This window comes from Mumia sp. Pv4-285, assembly GCF_041320275.1.
GTDB lineage: Bacteria > Actinomycetota > Actinomycetes > Propionibacteriales > Nocardioidaceae > Mumia > Mumia qirimensis.
On sequence record NZ_CP162023.1, the window covers coordinates 437857 to 455359 of the forward strand.

At 70.3% G+C, this 17503-nt stretch carries 16 protein-coding genes; 10 read left to right on the forward strand and 6 right to left on the reverse strand.

Annotated features, from left to right (window positions below):
* Nucleotides 1-27: 27 nt before the first annotated feature.
* Nucleotides 28-921: an SDR family NAD(P)-dependent oxidoreductase gene (locus AB3M34_RS02040; protein WP_370617416.1), complete on the reverse strand. Its 894-nt coding sequence runs from the start codon at nucleotides 919-921 to the stop codon at nucleotides 28-30.
* Nucleotides 918-2132, reverse strand: a complete 1215-nt coding sequence (locus AB3M34_RS02045; RefSeq protein ID WP_370617417.1) for an acetyl-CoA C-acyltransferase — start codon at nucleotides 2130-2132, stop codon at nucleotides 918-920. Before AB3M34_RS02045 ends, AB3M34_RS02040 begins: the two co-directional genes overlap by 4 nt.
* 155 nt (nucleotides 2133-2287) lie before the next feature.
* On the opposite strand from AB3M34_RS02045, the gene AB3M34_RS02050 reads away from it, so the two are divergent.
* The 5 genes from AB3M34_RS02050 (at nucleotide 2288) to AB3M34_RS02070 (ending at nucleotide 8382) form a co-directional block, all read left to right on the forward strand.
* Nucleotides 2288-3514: an acetyl-CoA acetyltransferase gene (locus AB3M34_RS02050; RefSeq protein WP_370617418.1), complete on the forward strand. Its 1227-nt coding sequence runs from the start codon at nucleotides 2288-2290 to the stop codon at nucleotides 3512-3514.
* Between the two features lie 62 nt (nucleotides 3515-3576).
* Nucleotides 3577-5094, forward strand: a complete 1518-nt coding sequence (locus tag AB3M34_RS02055) for a carotenoid oxygenase family protein (RefSeq protein WP_370617419.1) — start codon at nucleotides 3577-3579, stop codon at nucleotides 5092-5094.
* A gap of 21 nt (nucleotides 5095-5115) precedes the next feature.
* Nucleotides 5116-6063 carry a winged helix-turn-helix transcriptional regulator gene (locus tag AB3M34_RS02060; RefSeq protein WP_370617420.1) on the forward strand — a complete coding sequence of 316 codons (948 nt, stop codon included), beginning with the start codon at nucleotides 5116-5118 and terminating at the stop codon, nucleotides 6061-6063.
* Between the two features lie 34 nt (nucleotides 6064-6097).
* The gene (locus AB3M34_RS02065; RefSeq protein WP_370617421.1) at nucleotides 6098-7657 is read left to right on the forward strand and encodes a long-chain-fatty-acid--CoA ligase; all 1560 of its coding nucleotides are present in this window, start codon (nucleotides 6098-6100) and stop codon (nucleotides 7655-7657) included.
* Nucleotides 7654-8382, forward strand: a complete 729-nt coding sequence (locus tag AB3M34_RS02070; protein WP_370617422.1) for a hypothetical protein — start codon at nucleotides 7654-7656, stop codon at nucleotides 8380-8382. The genes AB3M34_RS02065 and AB3M34_RS02070 overlap by 4 nt, the downstream gene beginning before the upstream one ends.
* Nucleotides 8383-8464: 82 nt before the next feature.
* Here the strand turns inward: AB3M34_RS02070 and AB3M34_RS02075 are convergent, their stop codons facing one another.
* Genes AB3M34_RS02075 through AB3M34_RS02090 form a run of 4 tightly spaced genes read right to left on the reverse strand, consistent with a single transcriptional unit; the run spans nucleotide 8465 to nucleotide 12475 of the window.
* Nucleotides 8465-10078 (reverse strand): long-chain-fatty-acid--CoA ligase, encoded by a 1614-nt coding sequence (locus AB3M34_RS02075; protein ID WP_370617423.1) that lies wholly within the window; start codon nucleotides 10076-10078, stop codon nucleotides 8465-8467.
* Nucleotides 10078-11133 (reverse strand): dihydrodipicolinate reductase, encoded by a 1056-nt coding sequence (locus tag AB3M34_RS02080; RefSeq protein ID WP_370617424.1) that lies wholly within the window; start codon nucleotides 11131-11133, stop codon nucleotides 10078-10080. The genes AB3M34_RS02075 and AB3M34_RS02080 overlap by 1 nt, the downstream gene beginning before the upstream one ends.
* Nucleotides 11130-11900 (reverse strand): SDR family oxidoreductase, encoded by a 771-nt coding sequence (locus tag AB3M34_RS02085; RefSeq protein ID WP_370617425.1) that lies wholly within the window; start codon nucleotides 11898-11900, stop codon nucleotides 11130-11132. Before AB3M34_RS02085 ends, AB3M34_RS02080 begins: the two co-directional genes overlap by 4 nt.
* Entirely contained in the window at nucleotides 11897-12475 is a 579-nt protein-coding gene (locus tag AB3M34_RS02090; RefSeq protein WP_370617426.1) for a nuclear transport factor 2 family protein, read from the reverse strand. The genes AB3M34_RS02085 and AB3M34_RS02090 overlap by 4 nt, the downstream gene beginning before the upstream one ends.
* A gap of 125 nt (nucleotides 12476-12600) precedes the next feature.
* Here AB3M34_RS02090 and AB3M34_RS02095 point away from each other — a divergent pair, with 125 nt between their 5' ends.
* The 5 genes from AB3M34_RS02095 to AB3M34_RS02115 are packed head-to-tail and all read left to right on the forward strand — an operon-like array spanning nucleotide 12601 to nucleotide 17503.
* The gene (locus tag AB3M34_RS02095) at nucleotides 12601-13416 is read left to right on the forward strand and encodes an ABC transporter ATP-binding protein (RefSeq protein WP_370617427.1); all 816 of its coding nucleotides are present in this window, start codon (nucleotides 12601-12603) and stop codon (nucleotides 13414-13416) included.
* Nucleotides 13413-14120 (forward strand): ABC transporter ATP-binding protein, encoded by a 708-nt coding sequence (locus AB3M34_RS02100; RefSeq protein WP_370617428.1) that lies wholly within the window; start codon nucleotides 13413-13415, stop codon nucleotides 14118-14120. The genes AB3M34_RS02095 and AB3M34_RS02100 overlap by 4 nt, the downstream gene beginning before the upstream one ends.
* Before the next feature lie 9 nt (nucleotides 14121-14129).
* Nucleotides 14130-15026 carry a branched-chain amino acid ABC transporter permease gene (locus AB3M34_RS02105; RefSeq protein ID WP_370617429.1) on the forward strand — a complete coding sequence of 299 codons (897 nt, stop codon included), beginning with the start codon at nucleotides 14130-14132 and terminating at the stop codon, nucleotides 15024-15026.
* A complete protein-coding gene (locus AB3M34_RS02110) occupies nucleotides 15023-16162 on the forward strand; it encodes a branched-chain amino acid ABC transporter permease (RefSeq protein WP_370617430.1) in 1140 nt (379 codons plus the stop codon). Before AB3M34_RS02105 ends, AB3M34_RS02110 begins: the two co-directional genes overlap by 4 nt.
* A 57-nt stretch (nucleotides 16163-16219) precedes the next feature.
* A complete protein-coding gene (locus tag AB3M34_RS02115; protein ID WP_370617431.1) occupies nucleotides 16220-17503 on the forward strand; it encodes an ABC transporter substrate-binding protein in 1284 nt (427 codons plus the stop codon).

Genomic DNA, 17503 nt, shown 5'->3' on the forward strand with positions numbered 1-17503 from the left:
TTGGGTGATCGCTCTCGCTCGGTGGGGTCAGACCAGGTCTGCGGCGAAGCCCTGGAAGGCCGCCTGTGCTTCGAGGTACGTGTGCTTCTCGCCGGCGCGGCTCTCGTCGACGAGCGCCGCGAGCGTGTCGGGGTCGAGCGGTCCGTCGGGCAGGCGGACCGTGCCGTGCTCGACGGAGTCGGCGACCCGGATGCCTGCGGCGCCGGCGACGACGACCTGGCCGTTCAGGGTCGAACGCGGGTCCACGAGGGCGGACGCGACCGGAGCGACCGACTCCGAGGTCATGGACTCGGCGTAGCGCGGATCCATGCCGCCCTCGGTCATCTGCGTGGTCGCGTACGGCAGGAGGACGTTCGTCAGCACGCCGCGACGCTGGCCCTCGACGGCCACCGTGCGGCCGAGCGCGATGACCGCACCCTTGCTGGCGGCGTACGCGGAGACCGTCGGCTCGCCGTGCAGGCCCGCGGTCGAGGCGACGAGGAGGATGCGTCCGGACCTCGCCTCGCGCATGACCTTGAGCGCGGCGGAGGCGACGAGCGCGGTGCCGGTGACGTTGACGCCGAGGACGGTGGCGAGGTTCTCGGGCGTCGTGCTGTGGAACATCTGCGGGCTGCTGATGCCGGCGCTGGTGATGCAGATGTCGAGGCGTCCCCACTTCTCGAGCGCGGTCTCGACGAGCGTGGTCGCGGTTGCGGGGTCTTCGACGGAGCCGTAGTCGGCGATGGCACTGCCGCCCGCGGCATCGATCTCGGCGACGACGTAGTCGGCGGCGCTGCGGCCGTCGGCGTCGACCTCACGGTTGCGGTTGTTGACGACGACGGCGGCGCCGCGTGCGGCGAGGTCGAGCGCGAAAGCGCGGCCGAGGCCCTTGCCGCCGCCGGTGACGATCGCGACCTGGCCTTCCAGCGGGCGCGCGCTCATGCGTTGACCAGCCTCTCGACCAGGACCGCCACGCCGAGGCCGGCCGCGCCGCTGACCGCGGCGACGCCGTACCGGCCCTCGCGGCGTTCGAGCTCCTCGACGCAGCTGCCCACGAGGATCGCGCCCGTCGCGCCGAACGCGTGGCCCATCGCCATCGTTCCTCCGTTGGGGTTCATCCGGTCGGGGCCGGCGTCGAGGTCGCGGCGGAACCGCAGGCACAGGGCGGAGAAGGCCTCGGCGAACTCGAACACGTCGATGTCGGACGGGCGCAGGCCTGCGCGGGCGATGACCGTCTCGACGGCCGTCTGCCCTGCCGTGAGCATGAGCACGGGGTTGACCGAGGTCGAGGCGGCGCCGATCACGCGGGCCCGCGGCCGCAGACCCGTACGCTCCGCGGCGGCGTGGTCACCGATCAGCAGGAGCGCTGCGGCGTCGGCCATCGCCGGGGACGTACCGACGGTGTGCAGGTGGTCGATCGCGTCCACGACGGGGTACGCGCCGAGGGCGATCGCGTCCTGCCCCTGGGCACCGAGCTCGGCGAAGGCCGGCGGCAGCTCCGCGAGGCCCTCCAGCGTCGTGCCGGGGCGTACGAGCTCGTCGTGGTCGAGACCAGGCGCGGACTCGGTCGGGAGCACCGGGACGATCGAGCCCGAGAAGACTCCGGCGGCGTGCGCGGCGGCGGCCTTCTGCTGCGTCTCGAGGCCGTACGCGTCGAGCTCGGCGCGGGTGAAGCCCTCGATCGTCGCGTTGAGGTCGGCGGCGACACCCATGTGGACCGAGCCGATCCGCTTGATGGTGGCCGGGTCGCTCCACAGCGGGCCGCGGTCCACGAACATGGGGACGCGAGAGACGCTCTCGACCCCGCCGGCCACGGCCAGCCCCAGGTCGCCGGCGCGGACCCGTGCGGCCGTCTGCCCGACGGCGTCGACGCCCGAGGCGCAGAAGCGGTTGATCGTCGCACCGGGGACGTCGTCGCCCCAGCCGGCGAGGAGGGCGGCGGTGCGCGCGATGTTCGATCCCTGCTCGTCGACCTGCGAGGCGCAGCCGAGGGTCACGTCGTCGACGCCCGCGGGGTCGATCCCGGTCCGCTCGACGAGCGCGTTCTGGAGGTGGACGACGAGGTCGGTCGGGCTCTGCGAGTGCAGCGACCCCTTCGGGGACGCCTTGCCGCGGGGCGTGCGGACGTAGTCCAGGACGAGTGCCTCGGCCATCGGGGCTCCTTGGTCGGTGTGTGGCGCAACGATATGTGTGATCTACGGCGCTTCAACTGGTGGATTCACTCCGTTAGTTGTAGTACGGTTGGACAGCAGTTGGCAACCCGGCGCCGGTGCGCGCCGTGCAGGAGACTCGAGAGATGGAGCGACGGATGAGCGACAAGAACATCTGGGTCCTCGGTGGCTACCAGAGCGACTTCGCCCGCAACCTGACGCGCGAGGGCCTCGACTTCGCCGACCTGACGCGAGAGGTCGTCGACGGCACGCTGACGGCCGCATCGGTCGACGGTCACGCGATCGAGGTCGTGCACGTCGGCAACGCGTTCGGGCAGCTCTTCTCCCACCAGGGCCAGCTCGGCGCGATGCCGGCGACCGTCCGCGAGGAGCTCTGGGGCCTCCCGTCCTCGCGCCACGAGGCCGCGTGTGCCTCCGGCAGCATCGCCGTCCTCTCCGCGATGGCCGACCTGCGGTCCGGCTCGTACGACTCAGCGCTGGTGGTCGGCGTCGAGCTCGAGAAGACCGTGTCCGGCGACGACGCCGCCCGCAACCTGGGTGCTGCGGCGTGGGTCGGGCACGAGGGCGAGGAGGCCACCTTCATGTGGCCGTACATGTTCGACCAGGTCGCCGACGAGTACGACCGTCGCTACGGCCTCGACGACGCGCACCTGCGGGCGATCTCCCAGCTCAACTTCGCCAACGCCCGCCGCAACCCGCTCGCGCAGACCCGCGGCTGGGACGTCCCTGACCTCGCCGCCCGCGGGCACGACGACGCGGTCAACCCCGTGATCGAGGGCCGCGTACGCCGCTTCGACTGCAGCCAGATCACCGACGGCGGTGCGGGCGTCGTCCTCGTCAACGACGCCTACCTGCGCGCCCACCCCGACGCCCGGCCGATCGCTCGCATCGACGGCTGGGGGCACCGCACCGTCGGTCTCGGCCTCCAGCGCAAGCTCGAGGTCTCCGCGGACCAGCCGTACGTGATGCCGCACCTGCGGCAGACCGTGCTCGACGCGTTCGACCGCGCCCAGGTCACGCTCGACGACCTGGACGGGCTCGAGACGCACGACTGCTTCTCGCCGAGCGAGTACGTCGCGATCGACCACATCGGCCTCACCGGTCCCGGCGAGTCGTGGAAGGCGATCGAGAACGGCGACATCGCTCCCGGCGGCGTCCTCCCGATCAACCCCAGCGGTGGGCTGATCGGCGGAGGCCACCCCGTCGGTGCGAGCGGGGTGCGGATGCTGCTCGACGCGTCCAAGCAGGTCAGCGGCACCGCCGGTGACTACCAGGTCGAGGGCGCACGCACGTTCGGCACGCTCAACTTCGGTGGCAGCACCGCGACCACGGTCAGCCTCGTCGTCGGCGCCCCTCCCGAGTGACACAGACCGCCTGACAGCCGGCCTCCGCGCAGGCCCCACCCCACGCACGTCGAAGGAGAAGCATGGACATGGAGATCGTCGGCAGGATGCTGTCGACCCTTCCCGAGGACGACGACCACCCCTACCGGACCGGTCCGTGGCGTCCGCAGACGAACGAGTGGAAGGCCGACGACCTCGAGGTCGTGGAGGGTGAGATCCCGCGTGATCTCGACGGGATCTACCTGCGCAACACCGAGAACCCGCTCCACCCGTCGCTGAAGAACTACCACCCGTTCGACGGTGACGGCATGATCCACGTCGTCGGGTTCCGCGACGGCACGGCGTTCTACCGCAACCGCTTCATCCGTACTGACGGGCTCGTCGCGGAGTCCGAGGCGGGCGGACCGCTGTGGGCCGGACTCGCCGAGGCGCCGTCGTCCGCGCCGCGCGAGGACGGATGGGGTGCACGTCGACGGATGAAGGACGCGTCGAGCACCGACGTCGTGGTCCACCGCGGTACGGCGCTCACCAGCTTCTACCAGTGCGGCGACCTCTACCGCGTGGACCCGTTCACCGCCCAGACGCTGGGCAAGGAGAGCTGGAACGGCCACTTCCCGTTCGACTGGGGAGTCTCCGCGCACCCGAAGGTGGACGACAAGACCGGCGAGATGCTGTTCTTCAACTACAGCAAAGAGGCGCCGTACATGAACTACGGCGTCGTCGACGAGAACAACGACCTCGTCCACTACACCGACATCCCGCTCCCCGGGCCGCGGCTGCCGCACGACATGGCGTACACCGAGAACTACGCGATCCTCAACGACTTCCCGCTCTTCTGGGACCCGGACGCCCTCAAGAAGGACGCCCACATCGCCCGCTTCCACAAGGACATGCCCTCGCGCTTCGCCGTGATCCCGCGGCGCGGCCAGAGCAAGGACATCATGTGGTTCGAGGCGGAGGCGACGTACGTCCTGCACTTCGTGAACGCCTACGAGGACGGCGACGAGATCGTGCTCGACGGGTTCTTCCAGGGCGACCCGGAGCCTGCGGACAACGGCATGGGCGACAAGTGGCAGCGGGCGTTCCGCTTCCTCGCGCTCGACCGGATGCAGTCCCGCCTGCACCGCTGGCGGCTCAACCTGGTGACCGGCCTGGTCAAGGAGGAGCAGCTGAGCGACAGCGTGACCGAGTTCGGCATGATGAACGGCTCCTACTACGGCGGAAGCTACCGCTACGCGTACGCCGCGACGGGCAAGCCGTCCTGGTTCCTGTTCGACGGGCTCGTGAAGCACGACCTGCTCGACGGCACGGAGGAGCGCTACTCCTTCGGCGACGGCGTGTACGGCAGCGAGACGGCGATGGCGCCACGGGTCGGCAGCACCGGTGAGGACGACGGCTACCTCGTCACCCTCACGACGGACATGAACGCCGACGCCTCGTACTGCGTGATCTTCGACGCCGCCCGCGTCGGCGACGGTCCGGTGTGCAAGCTCAAGCTCCCTGAGCGGATCTCGAGCGGGACCCACTCGACCTGGGCGCCGGGCGAGGAGCTGCGTCGCTGGCAGACTGCGGACTCGGCCGCGAGCGCGGTCGGGCTCTAGCCCCCGACGTACGAGGTGACCATGGACGACCCCACAGCGCCGACTCTCCTGGAGGCCGGCGAGACGAACGCCGTCGGGCGGATGCTCGGCCTGCTCGGCGACGAGTGGACGCTCCTGGTGCTTCAGCGTGCCCTCACGGGTGTCACCCGTTACGCCCAGTTCCGGGCCGACCTCCCGATCTCCAACTCCGTTCTCACAGCACGGCTGCAGCTGCTCACCGACGAGCAGCTGCTGGAGCGGAACGTCTACCAGACCAACCCGCTCCGCGCCGAGTACCTGGTGACGGCCCGCGGCCGGTCGCTGTGGCCGGTGATGCTGTCGATCTGGGAGTGGGAGCGCCACTGGGTGGCCGAGCGCCCGGAGGACCTACCGGTCATGCACCACGACGTGTGCGGGCGCGACTTCGCTCCGGTGCTGTCGTGCCGCGCGTGCGGCAAGCCCGCGGCGGTCCGCGACATCGGGGCCGAGTGGGGCCCGAGCGGGACGTGGAAGCGGTCCGTCCCGGAGGGTGCGCGTCGCCGTCGCTCCGAGTCGGACTCGAGCCGGTCCCAGGCGGGGCTCTTCCCGGAGACGATGACGATCTTCGGCAACCGCTGGGCGTCCGCGCTCATGGGCGCGGCGTTCCGCGGCATCACCCGGTTCAGCGACTTCGAGTCCGCGCTCGGCGCCCCTCCGACCCTGGTGGCCGACCGCCTCAAGGCCTTCTGCGCGCTGGGTGTGCTCGAGGCGACGCAGAACGCCAAGCGGCCCGACTGGGCCGAGTACCACCTGACCGAGAAGGGGCGTGCCTTCTTCCCGGTCGTCGCCGCGTCTCTCCAGTGGGCCGACCACTGGTTCAAGGCGCCCGAGGGTCCTGCCCTCGTCCTCAGCCACCTGCCGTGCGGAGCCGAGTTCGTCGCCACGTTCACGTGCGACCAGTGCAACGCCCCGCTCGCCGGTCACGACATCAGCATCATCCCCGCCTCCTGACCCGAGGCGAGTCACGACGAAGGAGTCGCCACCCATGACCGAGCACGCCACTCTCGCGGACATCGTCCGTACGACGGCCAAACAGACTCCCGATGCACCGGCGATCGTCGGCGAGGGACGCTCCGTGACCCACGGCGAGCTCGCGGCCCGCTCCGACGCGTTGGGCTCGGGGCTCGTCTCGCTCGGCCTCGAGGTCGGAGACCGGGTGGCGTACCTCGCGCGCAACGCCACCGAGTACTGGGAGCTGTTCTTCGCTGCCGCCAAGGCGGGTCTGGTCATCGTGCCGCTCAACTTCCGGCTCTCCGCGGACGAGGTCTCCTGGATCCTCGGAGACGCCGAACCCGCCGCGGTCCTGGTCGAGGACCATCTCGCGCACCTGGTCCCCCGCGACTTCGCCGGGCCGCGCCTGGTGTTCTCGCAGGACGGCGACCCGCAGGTGCCGGACGGATGGCAGGGGTACGAGGCGTGGCTGGCGACGCTGCCCGTGGTCGACCCGCACCGCGAGGTCTCGGGCGACGCGCTGTTCTCGCTGATGTACTCGTCGGGCACGACCGGCCGACCCAAGGGCGTGACGACCACGGTCGCGGGGTTCCTGTGGGCCGTCGAGGCGTTCGGTGCGCAGTTCGACGTGTCGCCGGCGTCGGTGAGCCTCGTCCCGACGCCGTACTACCACATCGCCGCCGGCGGCTGGTCTCTCATCGCGCTGGCCGCGGGCGGTCGCATCGTGCAGTTCACCGAGGTCACGCCGCAGAACATGCTCGGGCTGCTGGTGGGCCACCGAGCCACCCACGTGATCATGGTCCCGACCGTGATGCAGCTGTTCATCACGAGCCCGGAGGCGTCGAAGGCCGACTACTCCAGCGTCGAGTGGGTGGTCTACGGCGGCTCGCCGATCTCCGAGACGGTGATGGTCGGTGCCAAGAGGGTCTTCGGGGCGGAGCTCGCTCAGAGCTACGGCCTCACGGAGACGATCGGTGTCACGACCATCCTCGGAGCGGGCGACCACGTCGTGGGCGCCACCAAGCTCCGCTCGGCCGGCCGCGCCGTGCCGGGCGTCGAGGTCGCGATCTTCGATCCCGAGACCGGCGAGGAGTGCCCGACCGGTGAGGTCGGCGAGGTCGTCACGCGCGGCCCCGGCGTCACCAAGGCGTACTGGCGACGCCCCGACGAGACGGCTGCTTCGTACTGGCCGGGCGGGTGGTTCCGGACCGGCGACGCGGGCTACGTCGACGACGAGGGATACGTCTTCCTCAAGGACCGCATCAAGGACCTGCTGATGTCCGGCGGCGAGAACATCTACCCGGCCGAGGTCGAGAACGCGATCATGACGCACCCCGACGTCCAGGAGGTCGCGGTCATCGGCATCCCGTCGGAGAAGTGGGGCGAGACGCCGCACGCGGTGGTCGTCGCGAAGCCCGGCCAGGAGATCGACGGCGACCAGCTGATCGCGCACACGCGCGAGCGCCTGGCGCACTACAAGTGTCCGACCTCCGTCACGGTGGTCGACGCCCTCCCGCGCAACCCGTCCGGGAAGGTACTCAAGCGCGAGCTCCGCGCCCCGTGGTGGGCCGGGCACGAGAGGAGCATCGGATGACGACCGAGCAGGCAGGCTGGGCGATCCTTCGCCAGACCGTGATCGGGTCGGCGGAGATCGAGACCACGAGCAAGGAGCTGCGCGAGACGTTCGGCCTCTCGGAGGGTTTCGCGGACCCGATCCTCGAGGAGGTCGGCCTCGCGGACGAGACGATCCGCGTCGGTCCGCAGACGCACCTCGAGGTCGTGGGTGCGCTGCGCGACGACGTCTCGATCGCGCAGTGGATCGCGAAGGGCGGCGGGGGCGGCGGCTACGCGCTCTCGATCCAGGTGCCCGATGCGGCCGCGCTGGTTGCTGCCGCGCAGGCCCAGGGCGTACGGACCGTCGCGGACCAGGAGGTCTACGGCCACCGGATCGTCCAGCTGCACCCCAAGGACATGGGTCTCCTCGTCGAGCTCGACGAGATCGTCGACCCGGGGGTGTGGTTCTGGGACGACATCGTCACGACGACGCCGAGCGACCCGGTGATCGACGACGTGGTGGCGGTCGAGGTGGCATCCGCCGACCCCGCCGCGCAGGCCGCGCGCTGGAGCGCCGTCTTCGGCATCGCGGTGGACGACGTCGACGGTGTCCCGCAGATCTCGCTCGGGCACCGCGTGGTGCGGTTCGTGCGAGGCGACCGGCCGATGCTCACCGCGATCGACGTGGCGCTGACGCCGGCGCACACCGAGCGTGCGGGAGAGGTCGAGATCTCCGGAGTGCGCTTCCGCCTGCTCGCCGACTGACCGTCCCGTCCCCGATTTGGCGAGTTCGACAAGGAATGCGGTGCCGATTCCTTGTCCAACTCACCAAATCGGGGACGAGGCGTCAGGCTCCGTACTCCGAGCGCAGGGCTGTCTTCAGCAGCTTGCCGCTCGCGTTGAGCGGGAGCGTCTCGACGAACGCGACGCCGACCGGGCACTTGAAGTGCGCCATGCGCTCGCGCGCCCAGGCGATGATCTCTCCCTCGGTCACGGTCGCACCCGGTGTCGGGACGACGACCGCGTACGCCGACTCTCCCCAGCGCTCGGACGGCACGCCGATGACGGCGACCTGGGCGATCGAGGGGTGGCCGGTGAGCGTGCTCTCGACCTCTGCGGGATACACGTTCTCGCCGCCGGACACGATCATGTCCTTCAGCCGGTCGTGCAGGTACAGGTAGCCGTCCTCGTCGAACGAGCCCCCGTCACCGGTGCGCAGCCAGCCGTCGTCGGTGATGGCCGCCGCTGTCGCTGAGTCGTTGCGCCAGTAGCGCTTCATCACGTGACCGCCGCCGATCAGCACCTCGCCGCGCTCGCCGGGAGGGAGGTCGGCGAGGGTCGTGGGGTCGACGACCCGCACCGGCACGTTCGGCATCGGCCGCCCGACCGACCGCAGGCGGTGCGCCGTCTCCGGCGTCGGGCGGTGGTCCTCCGGCGACAGCATCGTGACGCCGCCGGTCGACTCCGTGAGGCCGTACGACTGGAGGAACTTGCACCCGAAGACCTCGGTCGCCTCGCGCAGGACGGGCTCGGGGATCGGCGACGACCCGTAGATCAGGTACTTCAGCGCGCTCCAGTCGGCGGTGCGTGCCTCGGGCTGAGCCACCATGAACTGGATGAGTGTCGGCACGGCGACGGCGTGCGAGACCCGGTACTCCTGCAGGATGCTCAGCAGGTCGGCCGGCGACGTCTGGTTGCGCAGCAGCAGCGCCGCACCGTTCACGCCGGCGACGAGCGCGAGCCCGAGTCCCGACACGTGGAAGAACGGGACGGGCGCGAGGGCGACCGACGTGGTGTCCAGCTCGAGCAGGTAGTGCATCGCGGCGATCGCCTTGCCGATGTTCGGCCCGGTCAGCTCGATGCCCTTCGGGTGTCCCGTCGTGCCCGAGGTGTAGAACATCAGCGCGCTCTCGTCCGGCCCGCGCGAGTAGCCGGGGTCGGTCGCGGGCACGTCGGCCAGCCAGTCGTCGTACGAGGTGGTGCCAGGGTGCCCGGCGAGCGTGACGACGAGCCTCACGCCGGCGTCCTGCGCGACCGGTACGAGGTGCTCCATGCCGCGCCCGAGGACGATGGCCGCCGGCTCCGCGTTGCCGAGGATGTAGGCGACCTCCGGGCCGGCGAGGCGGAAGTTGAGCGCGGTCGGGACCGCGCCCATCTTCGAGGCGCCGTACATCACGGCGAGGAACGACGGCGCGTTCTCACCGACGTACGCGACCCGGTCGCCGGCTGCGACGCCGCCCGCGAGCAGCGCCTGCGCCACCTGGCTGGCCTCGAGGTCGAGGTCCAGGAACGTCGTCGTCGCCTCGGGGGTGATGACGGCCACCGCGTCGGGCGTGACCGCGGCGCGGCGCCGGGTGATGTCCTCGAGCCGCTCGACCCGCGTGCCGTCGGGATGCAGCGCGTACTCGGGGTCGCGGTACTCCGGCGGCGTCGGGACGAGGGTGGGGGTGGTGGTCTGCATCAGGACTCCTGGGCGAGCTGGAACGGAGCGAAGACCGGCGGCTCGAAGATGCCGGGCGGTGCATCGACGACGGGGCGGATCGCCCGCAGCGCGGGACCGGCCGTCACGAACTGGCCGGCGGTCGTACGGCTGGTCGGGTCGTCGGGCTCGACGAGGTTGACCGTCATGACCATCTCGGGCTTGCCGTACAGGTGGATCTCCCAGTGGTCGCGGCCGGCGTACTCCTCGCGGTCCGGCTCCATCGTCCAGATGATCGCGAGGGTGAGGAACGGCTTGCCGTCCCGCATCGCGTGCCAGCGCCACTCGGTGGACCCGACGGTGCCTGCGGCGATGTGCCCGGCGGCGACCTCGAGGTCCTGCGAGGCCGGCACGACCCGGTGGTCGGCGACGACCTCGTCGTACGTGACGCCCATGCGCTCGCACATGAACGCGATCGTCTCGAGGTAGAGCGAGGCGTACAGCGTCGGGAGCGGCCCGGACTGGTCGAGCGTCGCGGGATCGGACCCCATGCCCATCACCGTGAACGCGAAGTCCGGGTCGGGCATCCGACGGGCGTCGAGGACCTCGTCGATCGTGATGCGGTCGAGCGTCATGCTGGCGCCGGTCAGCGCGAGCGTCAGACGCTCGCCGATGATGCCGGGGCTGACGCCGATGCCGAACAGCGTGCTGCCGCCCTTCTCGCAGGCGTCCAGGAACATCTGCTCGCGGGCGGACCCGTGGGCGCGCGGAAAGTGCTGACCGGCGGTCGTGATGACGTTGATGCCGGCGCCGAGCAGACGGACGAGGTCGGCGTCGTGGGTCTCGTACGGCACCTGCAGGCGCGGGGCGTGCATGACCACGTCGGGCTCGGCCGCGATGATCGCGTCGATGTCGCGCGTCGCGAGGACGCCCGTGGGCTCCCTGCGGGCGATGTCGCCGGCGTCGCGACCGGCCTTCTTGTCGCCGTAGACGTAGAGCCCGACGAGCTCGAGGTCGTCACGGTCGAGGACGCCGCGCAGGATCGTCTTGCCGACGGCGCCGGTCGCCCACTGCGCGACCCGGATCGGGCGGCTCACGGCTTCGTCCTGAGCTCGGCCGCGAACAGGAGCTTGCCGAGCCCGCGCTCGTAGCGGACGGGGTCGCGTGCGAGGCGTGCCCGGGACTCGATCGCCATGCGGTCGGTGTCGCACACCCACTCGCCGCGCTCCATGGCCTTCAACCCGGTCGCTGCGATGTCGCGGGGGTCTTCCTTCTTGCCCTCCACGTGCGACGCCATCCGGGTGTCGACGGAGCCGACGATCAGCGACGTCACGGAGATGCCGTACTGCTCGAGCTCCGCGCGGGCGATGCCACCGAGGTAGAGGGCGGCCGCCTTCGACGGGGAGTAGCCCCCCATGAACGCCGTCGGTGCGATGGCAGCGACGGAGAGGACGTTGACGAACGACCCGCCGCCGTTCGTCGCGAGCACCGGCGCGAACGCGCGTGTGGTCCGCAGCGGACCGAAGTAGTTGACTTCCATCTCCGCGCGGGCCGCGTCGGGGTCGGACGCCTCGATGAGCCGGTCGCCGGCGTGGAGTCCGGCGTTGTTGACGACGACGTTCGCGTCCGGGCAGGCCTTGGCGGCGGCCTCGACGTCGCTGTCGCTGGTCACCTCGAGGGCGACGATCTCGGCACCGGTCGCGCGCAGCTCGTCGGTCACCGAGTCGACGTCGCGCACCCCGGCGTACACCTTCGCCGCTCCGCGGGCGAACGCCTCCTCGACGAACGCGAGGCCGATGCCACGGTTCGCGCCAGTGACGACGACGCGCGAGCCTTCGACCGCTGCACCCCGCAGGGCGCTCATGCGGAGGCTCCGGCGGCCCCGGCGTACACGACGTCCTCGGGGTACTTCGCGCTCTTCTTCATGTGCTCACGATCCACCAGCATCCCGAAGACCCAGCCCTCGGACCGCTCCATGTCGTGGTTCCAGTCCCAGCGCAGCGCCCGGTGGCGGATGCCCCAGCGGCCGTCCTCGTAGCCGAGCTCGTCGACCATCCGCGCCGAGGTGAGGGTGTCGCCGACGACGCCGTCGGGGCGACGTACGCGGGCGAACGCGAGCACGTACGACTCGGCGCGGGCGGTCGTACCGTCCACGTCGACCAGCACGTTGGTCATCGCGTGGGTGGTGACGGCGCGGGGGTTCTCGAGGCTGCCGGCGATCGACGCGACGTACTCGGCTGCGGGCCCCTCGAAGACGCCGCCGTGGTCCTCGGTGGCGCCGGCGAGGTAGCAGGCGCGCAGCGTCTCGACGTCCCCGCGGTCGACGGCGCGGAGGTAGCGCGCGAGCAGGTCGTGGATGTCCTGCTTCGCGAGCAGCGTGGCCAGCCGCTCGTCGAGGTCGGGCGTCGTGGGGGGAGCGGTGAGACCTACGTCAGTCACGGGCAACGCGTCCTTTCGTGTGGGAGGGAGAGAGGTCAGCGCTTCGGTTGACGGACTCACTCCGTTTGCTGTAGTAATCTCTATCACACTGTTAATTGAAGTGTCACGAGTGGAAGGCCAGCGGAGTGAGCCCAGAAACACCCCAGCAACCCGGTCGGGCTGCCGCGGCTCCCGACGGCGCGTTGCTGACGCTGCGCGACGTCACGATCGGGTTCGGAGGCGTGACCGCCCTCGATGCCGTCGGGTTCGACGTCCAGCCAGGGCAGATCCTCGGACTGATCGGTCCGAACGGCGCCGGCAAGACGACGCTCTTCAACTGCATCACCCGCATCTACCAGCCCGACTCCGGAGAGATCCGTTGGCAGGGCAAGGACCTGCTCCGCGTGCCGGCCCACCACCTGCCCCGTCGCGGGATCGCCCGGACGTTCCAGAACCTCGCGCTCTTCGGCGGCATGTCGGTCTTCGACAACACGATGGCCGGAGGCACCTCGCAGGCCCGCATCGGTGCCACGAGCGGACTCGTCGGCTGGCCGCCCGCCCGCTCTCGGACCAAGAAGCTCCGCGCCCAGGCGTGGGAGCTGCTCGAGCGGCTCGATCTCGTCGAGCTCGCCGACGCGCCGGCGGCGGGGCTGCCGTTCGGCACGCTGAAGCGCGTCGAGCTCGCCCGCGCGCTGATGGCCGACCCCAAGCTGCTCCTCCTCGACGAGCCGGCAGGCGGCCTGACCCACAGCGAGGTCAAGGCGCTCGGTGAGCTCATCGTGTCGCTGCGCGACGACTTCGGCTTCGCCGCTCTCCTCGTCGAGCACCACATGGGCCTGGTCCTCGGCATCAGCGACCACGTCGTCGCCCTCGACTTCGGGCACAAGATCTTCGAAGGCAGCCCCGAGCAGGTCAAGCACGACCCCGCCGTCATCGCGGCCTACCTCGGGAGGGCGGCATGAGTCTCCTCAGCATCCGCGACCTCCGCGCCGGGTACGGCTCGGCCGACGTGCTCCACGGCATCTCGATGGACGTCGACCCCGGCCAGGTCGTCGTCGTCCTCGGCGCCAACGGAGCAGGCAAGACCACCACGATGCGAGCCATCGCCGGCCTCGTCGCACGTCGCGGCACCATCGAGCTCGACGGCTCGCCTCTCGGCAAGCGCCCGGAGCAGGTCGTCGGCGCGGGCATCAGCCTCGTGCCCCAGGGTCGCGGCACGCTCGGACAGCTCACGGTCATGGACAACCTGCGGGTCGGCGCCGCGCTGCGCAAGGACAAGGACGGCGTCGCGGCGGACATCGAGCGCTGGACCGAGGTGTTCCCGGTGCTCGGCCGTCGGTCGCAGCAGATCGCCGGGTCCCTCTCGGGAGGTGAGCAGCAGATGCTCGCCGTGGCGCGCGCGCTGATGAGCCGCCCCCGCCTCCTGCTCTGCGACGAGCCGAGCCTCGGTCTCGCCCCGATCGTCGTGCAGGAGCTCTTCGCGACGCTCGGACAGATCAACCAGACCGACGGCACGGCTCTCCTGATCGTGGAGCAGAACGCCGAGCTCGCGATGGACCTCGCCGACACCGTCTACCTGCTGGACGTCGGCACCATCGCCGCCACCGGCACCCCGTCCGAGTTCCGGTCCGACGACGCGGTACGCAGCGCGTACCTCGGCTACTAGGAGTCCTCCGTGGAGCTCTTCCTCGAACGTCTCATCACCGGCCTCACGAACGGGTCGGTCTACGCGCTGCTCGCGCTCGCCCTCGTCGTGGTCTTCCGCGGCACCGGCACCCTCAACTTCGCCCAGGGCGAGCTCGCGCTCTTCACGACCTTCTTCGCGTGGTGGCTGACGACGGAGTCGATCCCCGTGTGGATCGCGATCATCGCCTCCTTGATCGCCGGTTTCGTGCTCGGCGCCCTGATCGAGCGGCTGCTGATCCGGCCGGTGCAACGGCGCAACGACATGGCGGTCCTCATCGTCGCCCTAGGGTTGTTCACCGGGTTGAACTCCTTAGCCGGGTTGATCTGGGGCAGCGAGACCAAGATCATGCCGAGCCCGTTCCCGAACGGGATCGACGACTACGTCTCGGTGGGTGGTGCGCGGCTCTACTTCGACGCTCTCGGAGTGGTCGGTGCGCTCGTGGCGCTCATGATCGTCCTGACGCTGCTGTTCCGCTACACCCGCGTCGGGCTGCACATGCGTGCGGTGGCCGACAACGGTGAGTCGGCCACGCTCGCCGGCGTGCGGACCAGCCGGATCCTCGCGATCGGGTGGGGCCTGTCAGGTGCGATCGGGGCGCTGGCCGGCGTGCTGGTCACGCCGCTCTCCCCGCAACAGCTCGGTCTCACGACGATGTTCCACGTCTTCATCGCAGCGTCCGCCGCGGCACTGTTCGGCGGGCTCGACAGCCTGACCGGGGCGGTGGTCGGCGGCATCACGATCGGCGTCCTCGAGGCGATGCTGACCGGCTACGTCTCCTTCATCGGAGGCTCGCTCCAGCAGACGTCGGCGCTGTTCATCATCGTCGCGATCCTCTTCCTGCGACCCAACGGCCTCTTCGGAACCAAGCGATTGGTGAGGGTATGACGACCATCGACGAGACCGCCGCACCATCGGCGGCGAAGCACGGCGCGACGCGAGGGGGCGGACCCAAGGGCCCACGCTTCCTCGTGGTCCAGGGGACGCTGCCCTACCGCGGGCTGCAGCTCGCCGCCGTCGTGCTGGTGGCGCTCCTCCTGCTGTGGGCGTCAGGGCTGCCCGCCTTCCGGATGGGCCAGATCACGAACGTCTTCATCATCGCGATCGCGATCGCGGGCCTGAACCTGGTGACCGGCTACACCGGCCTCCTGTCGATCGGCCACTCGGCGTTCTTCGGCCTCGGGGCGTACACGACCGGCATCCTGATCGTGAAGTACGAGTTCGCGCCGCTGAGCACCATCCCGGTCGCGATCGGACTCTGCTTCGTCCTCGGCCTGCTCGTCGGGCTGCCGTCGTTGCGGATCCACGGCCTCTACCTCGCCCTGGTCACGCTCGCCGTCGCGGTGTCGTTCCCGGAGATCGTCCGTCGTGCCGAGGACCTCACCGGTGGTGCCGCGGGCATGGTGGTCCGATCCCGCTTCCTGGCGCCGCCCGAGTGGACCGGACTCGTCCGGGCCGAGCGAGGCATCTGGATGTTCTGGCTCTCCGCAGGCGTCCTCGCCGTCGTCCTGCTGCTGTGCCGCAACCTCGTACGCAGCCGCTTCGGCATCGCGATGCGCTCCACGCGCGACAACGAGATCGCGGCGGCCGCCAACGGGATCAGCGTCGCGCGCACCAAGATCGTGGCGTTCGGGATCTCGGGTGCGATCACCGGGCTCGCAGGCTCGCTCTTCACGATGTACATGGGGGCGCTCTCGCCCGACGGCTCGTTCACGCTGATGAAGTCGATCGAGTTCATCACCGGACTCGTCCTCGGCGGTGTAGCCACCCAGATCGGGCCGCTCGTCGGCGCGTTCGCGGTGGTCTTCCTCCCCTACCTCACCGCCTCCTACACCGAGGGTCCGCTCGCCGGCGTCGTGTTCGGCGTCGTCCTCATCGTGATCGTCTTCCTCATGCCCGAGGGGATCGTCGGTCGCGTCGGGATCCTCGCCCGCAAGGTCGTCCGCATCGTCCCTGCGGACCATCCCCGTCTCGGCCGCGCTCCCCGGGAAGGACCTCCCGAACCCGCGCACGCCGAGCGCTGAACCACGGCAACACGTCAACCACCACCCTGATCCGACCTCACCGACAAAGGAACACCCATGAACCGACTCCTGCGCGTGGCGGCTGCCGTGTCAGCCACCACGCTCGTACTCACCGCGTGCGGCTCGAACTCGGGAGCCTCCGACGACAGTGACTCCGGCGCGTCGGGCGTCATCACCGCCGACGACTGCGCCGACCCTGACGCCGCCTCGGCCGAGATCACCGACACCCTCAAGGTCGGCTGGACAGCAGCCACGTCCGGCCCCCTCGCCGACGCCGTCGGCAACGTCATCGAGGGCATGGAGGCGCGCTTCGCCGTGGCGAACGAGGCCGGCGGCATCGACGGCGTCAAGCTCGAGGTCATCGTCAAGGACGACGCCTTCAACCCCGAGCGGGCCAAGGCCAACGTCGGTGAGCTGATCCAGAAGGACAAGGTCGACGTCCTCGACACCTTCGGCTCCGGCCAGGTCGACGCGATCGCCGACGACCAGAACGACGCCTGCGTCCCGCTGCTCTTCGCGCAGGCCAGCGTCCCGGCGTACCGCGACATCGAGAACTTCCCGTGGACCACGGAGTACCTCCCGTCGGCCGACGTCGAGATGGCCGTCGTCGTCGAGGGCCTGAAGAAGCAGTACCCGGACGGCGCCGACGTGGCGCTCGCGGTCAACCAGACCGAGTCGGGCCAGGGCATCGCGGACGGCTTCAAGAAGGCCGCCGAGGGCACGAACCTGAAGATCGTCGCCGAGGAGCCCCTCACGGATCCGAAGACGGCCGCCTCGACGCTGAAGGCGAGCAACGCCCAGGTCCTCGTCGACGCGGGTGTGACGACCGACTGCCTCGCGCTGACCCAGGCGATCGCGCGTGTCGGGTGGAAGCCCGAGACCGTGATCCAGCCGTCGAACTGTGCCGACGGTGCGACGCTCTACGAGCCCGCCGGTGAGGCTGCCGACGGCCAGCAGATCCTGCGCTGGCTGAAGGATCCCGCCAACGACGAGTTCAAGGACGACGAGGCCGTCAAGGAGTACCTCGAGCAGTCCGCGGCCAACGGCGCCGACTCGCCGACCAACAGCTACACGGTCAACGGCTGGGCGATCGCCGACCTGATGATCGACAACTTCACCCGCGCCGCGGAGTCGGAGGACGGGCTGTCGCGCCTCTCGATCATGGAGGCCGCACGCACGCAGGACTACCAGCCCCCGATGTTCATCGACGGGATCAAGTTCATGATGAGCCCGAGCCAGTCGTACGGGATCCTCGCGTTCAAGCCGTACACGTGGGACGCCGCCGGGACGACCTTCGTCCCCGCCGGTGAGGTCATCGACATCTCGTCCAGCTACGAGTGA

Coding starts and splice junctions, on each gene's coding strand:
- AB3M34_RS02040 (WP_370617416.1), bottom strand. CDS start 921: ATGAGCGCGCGCCCGCTGGAAGGCCAGGTCGCGATCGTCACCGGCGGC.
- AB3M34_RS02045 (WP_370617417.1), bottom strand. CDS start 2,132: ATGGCCGAGGCACTCGTCCTGGACTACGTCCGCACGCCCCGCGGCAAG.
- AB3M34_RS02050 (WP_370617418.1), top strand. CDS start 2,288: ATGAGCGACAAGAACATCTGGGTCCTCGGTGGCTACCAGAGCGACTTC.
- AB3M34_RS02055 (WP_370617419.1), top strand. CDS start 3,577: ATGGACATGGAGATCGTCGGCAGGATGCTGTCGACCCTTCCCGAGGAC.
- AB3M34_RS02060 (WP_370617420.1), top strand. CDS start 5,116: ATGGACGACCCCACAGCGCCGACTCTCCTGGAGGCCGGCGAGACGAAC.
- AB3M34_RS02065 (WP_370617421.1), top strand. CDS start 6,098: ATGACCGAGCACGCCACTCTCGCGGACATCGTCCGTACGACGGCCAAA.
- AB3M34_RS02070 (WP_370617422.1), top strand. CDS start 7,654: ATGACGACCGAGCAGGCAGGCTGGGCGATCCTTCGCCAGACCGTGATC.
- AB3M34_RS02075 (WP_370617423.1), bottom strand. CDS start 10,078: ATGCAGACCACCACCCCCACCCTCGTCCCGACGCCGCCGGAGTACCGC.
- AB3M34_RS02085 (WP_370617425.1), bottom strand. CDS start 11,900: ATGAGCGCCCTGCGGGGTGCAGCGGTCGAAGGCTCGCGCGTCGTCGTC.
- AB3M34_RS02100 (WP_370617428.1), top strand. CDS start 13,413: ATGAGTCTCCTCAGCATCCGCGACCTCCGCGCCGGGTACGGCTCGGCC.
- AB3M34_RS02110 (WP_370617430.1), top strand. CDS start 15,023: ATGACGACCATCGACGAGACCGCCGCACCATCGGCGGCGAAGCACGGC.
- AB3M34_RS02115 (WP_370617431.1), top strand. CDS start 16,220: ATGAACCGACTCCTGCGCGTGGCGGCTGCCGTGTCAGCCACCACGCTC.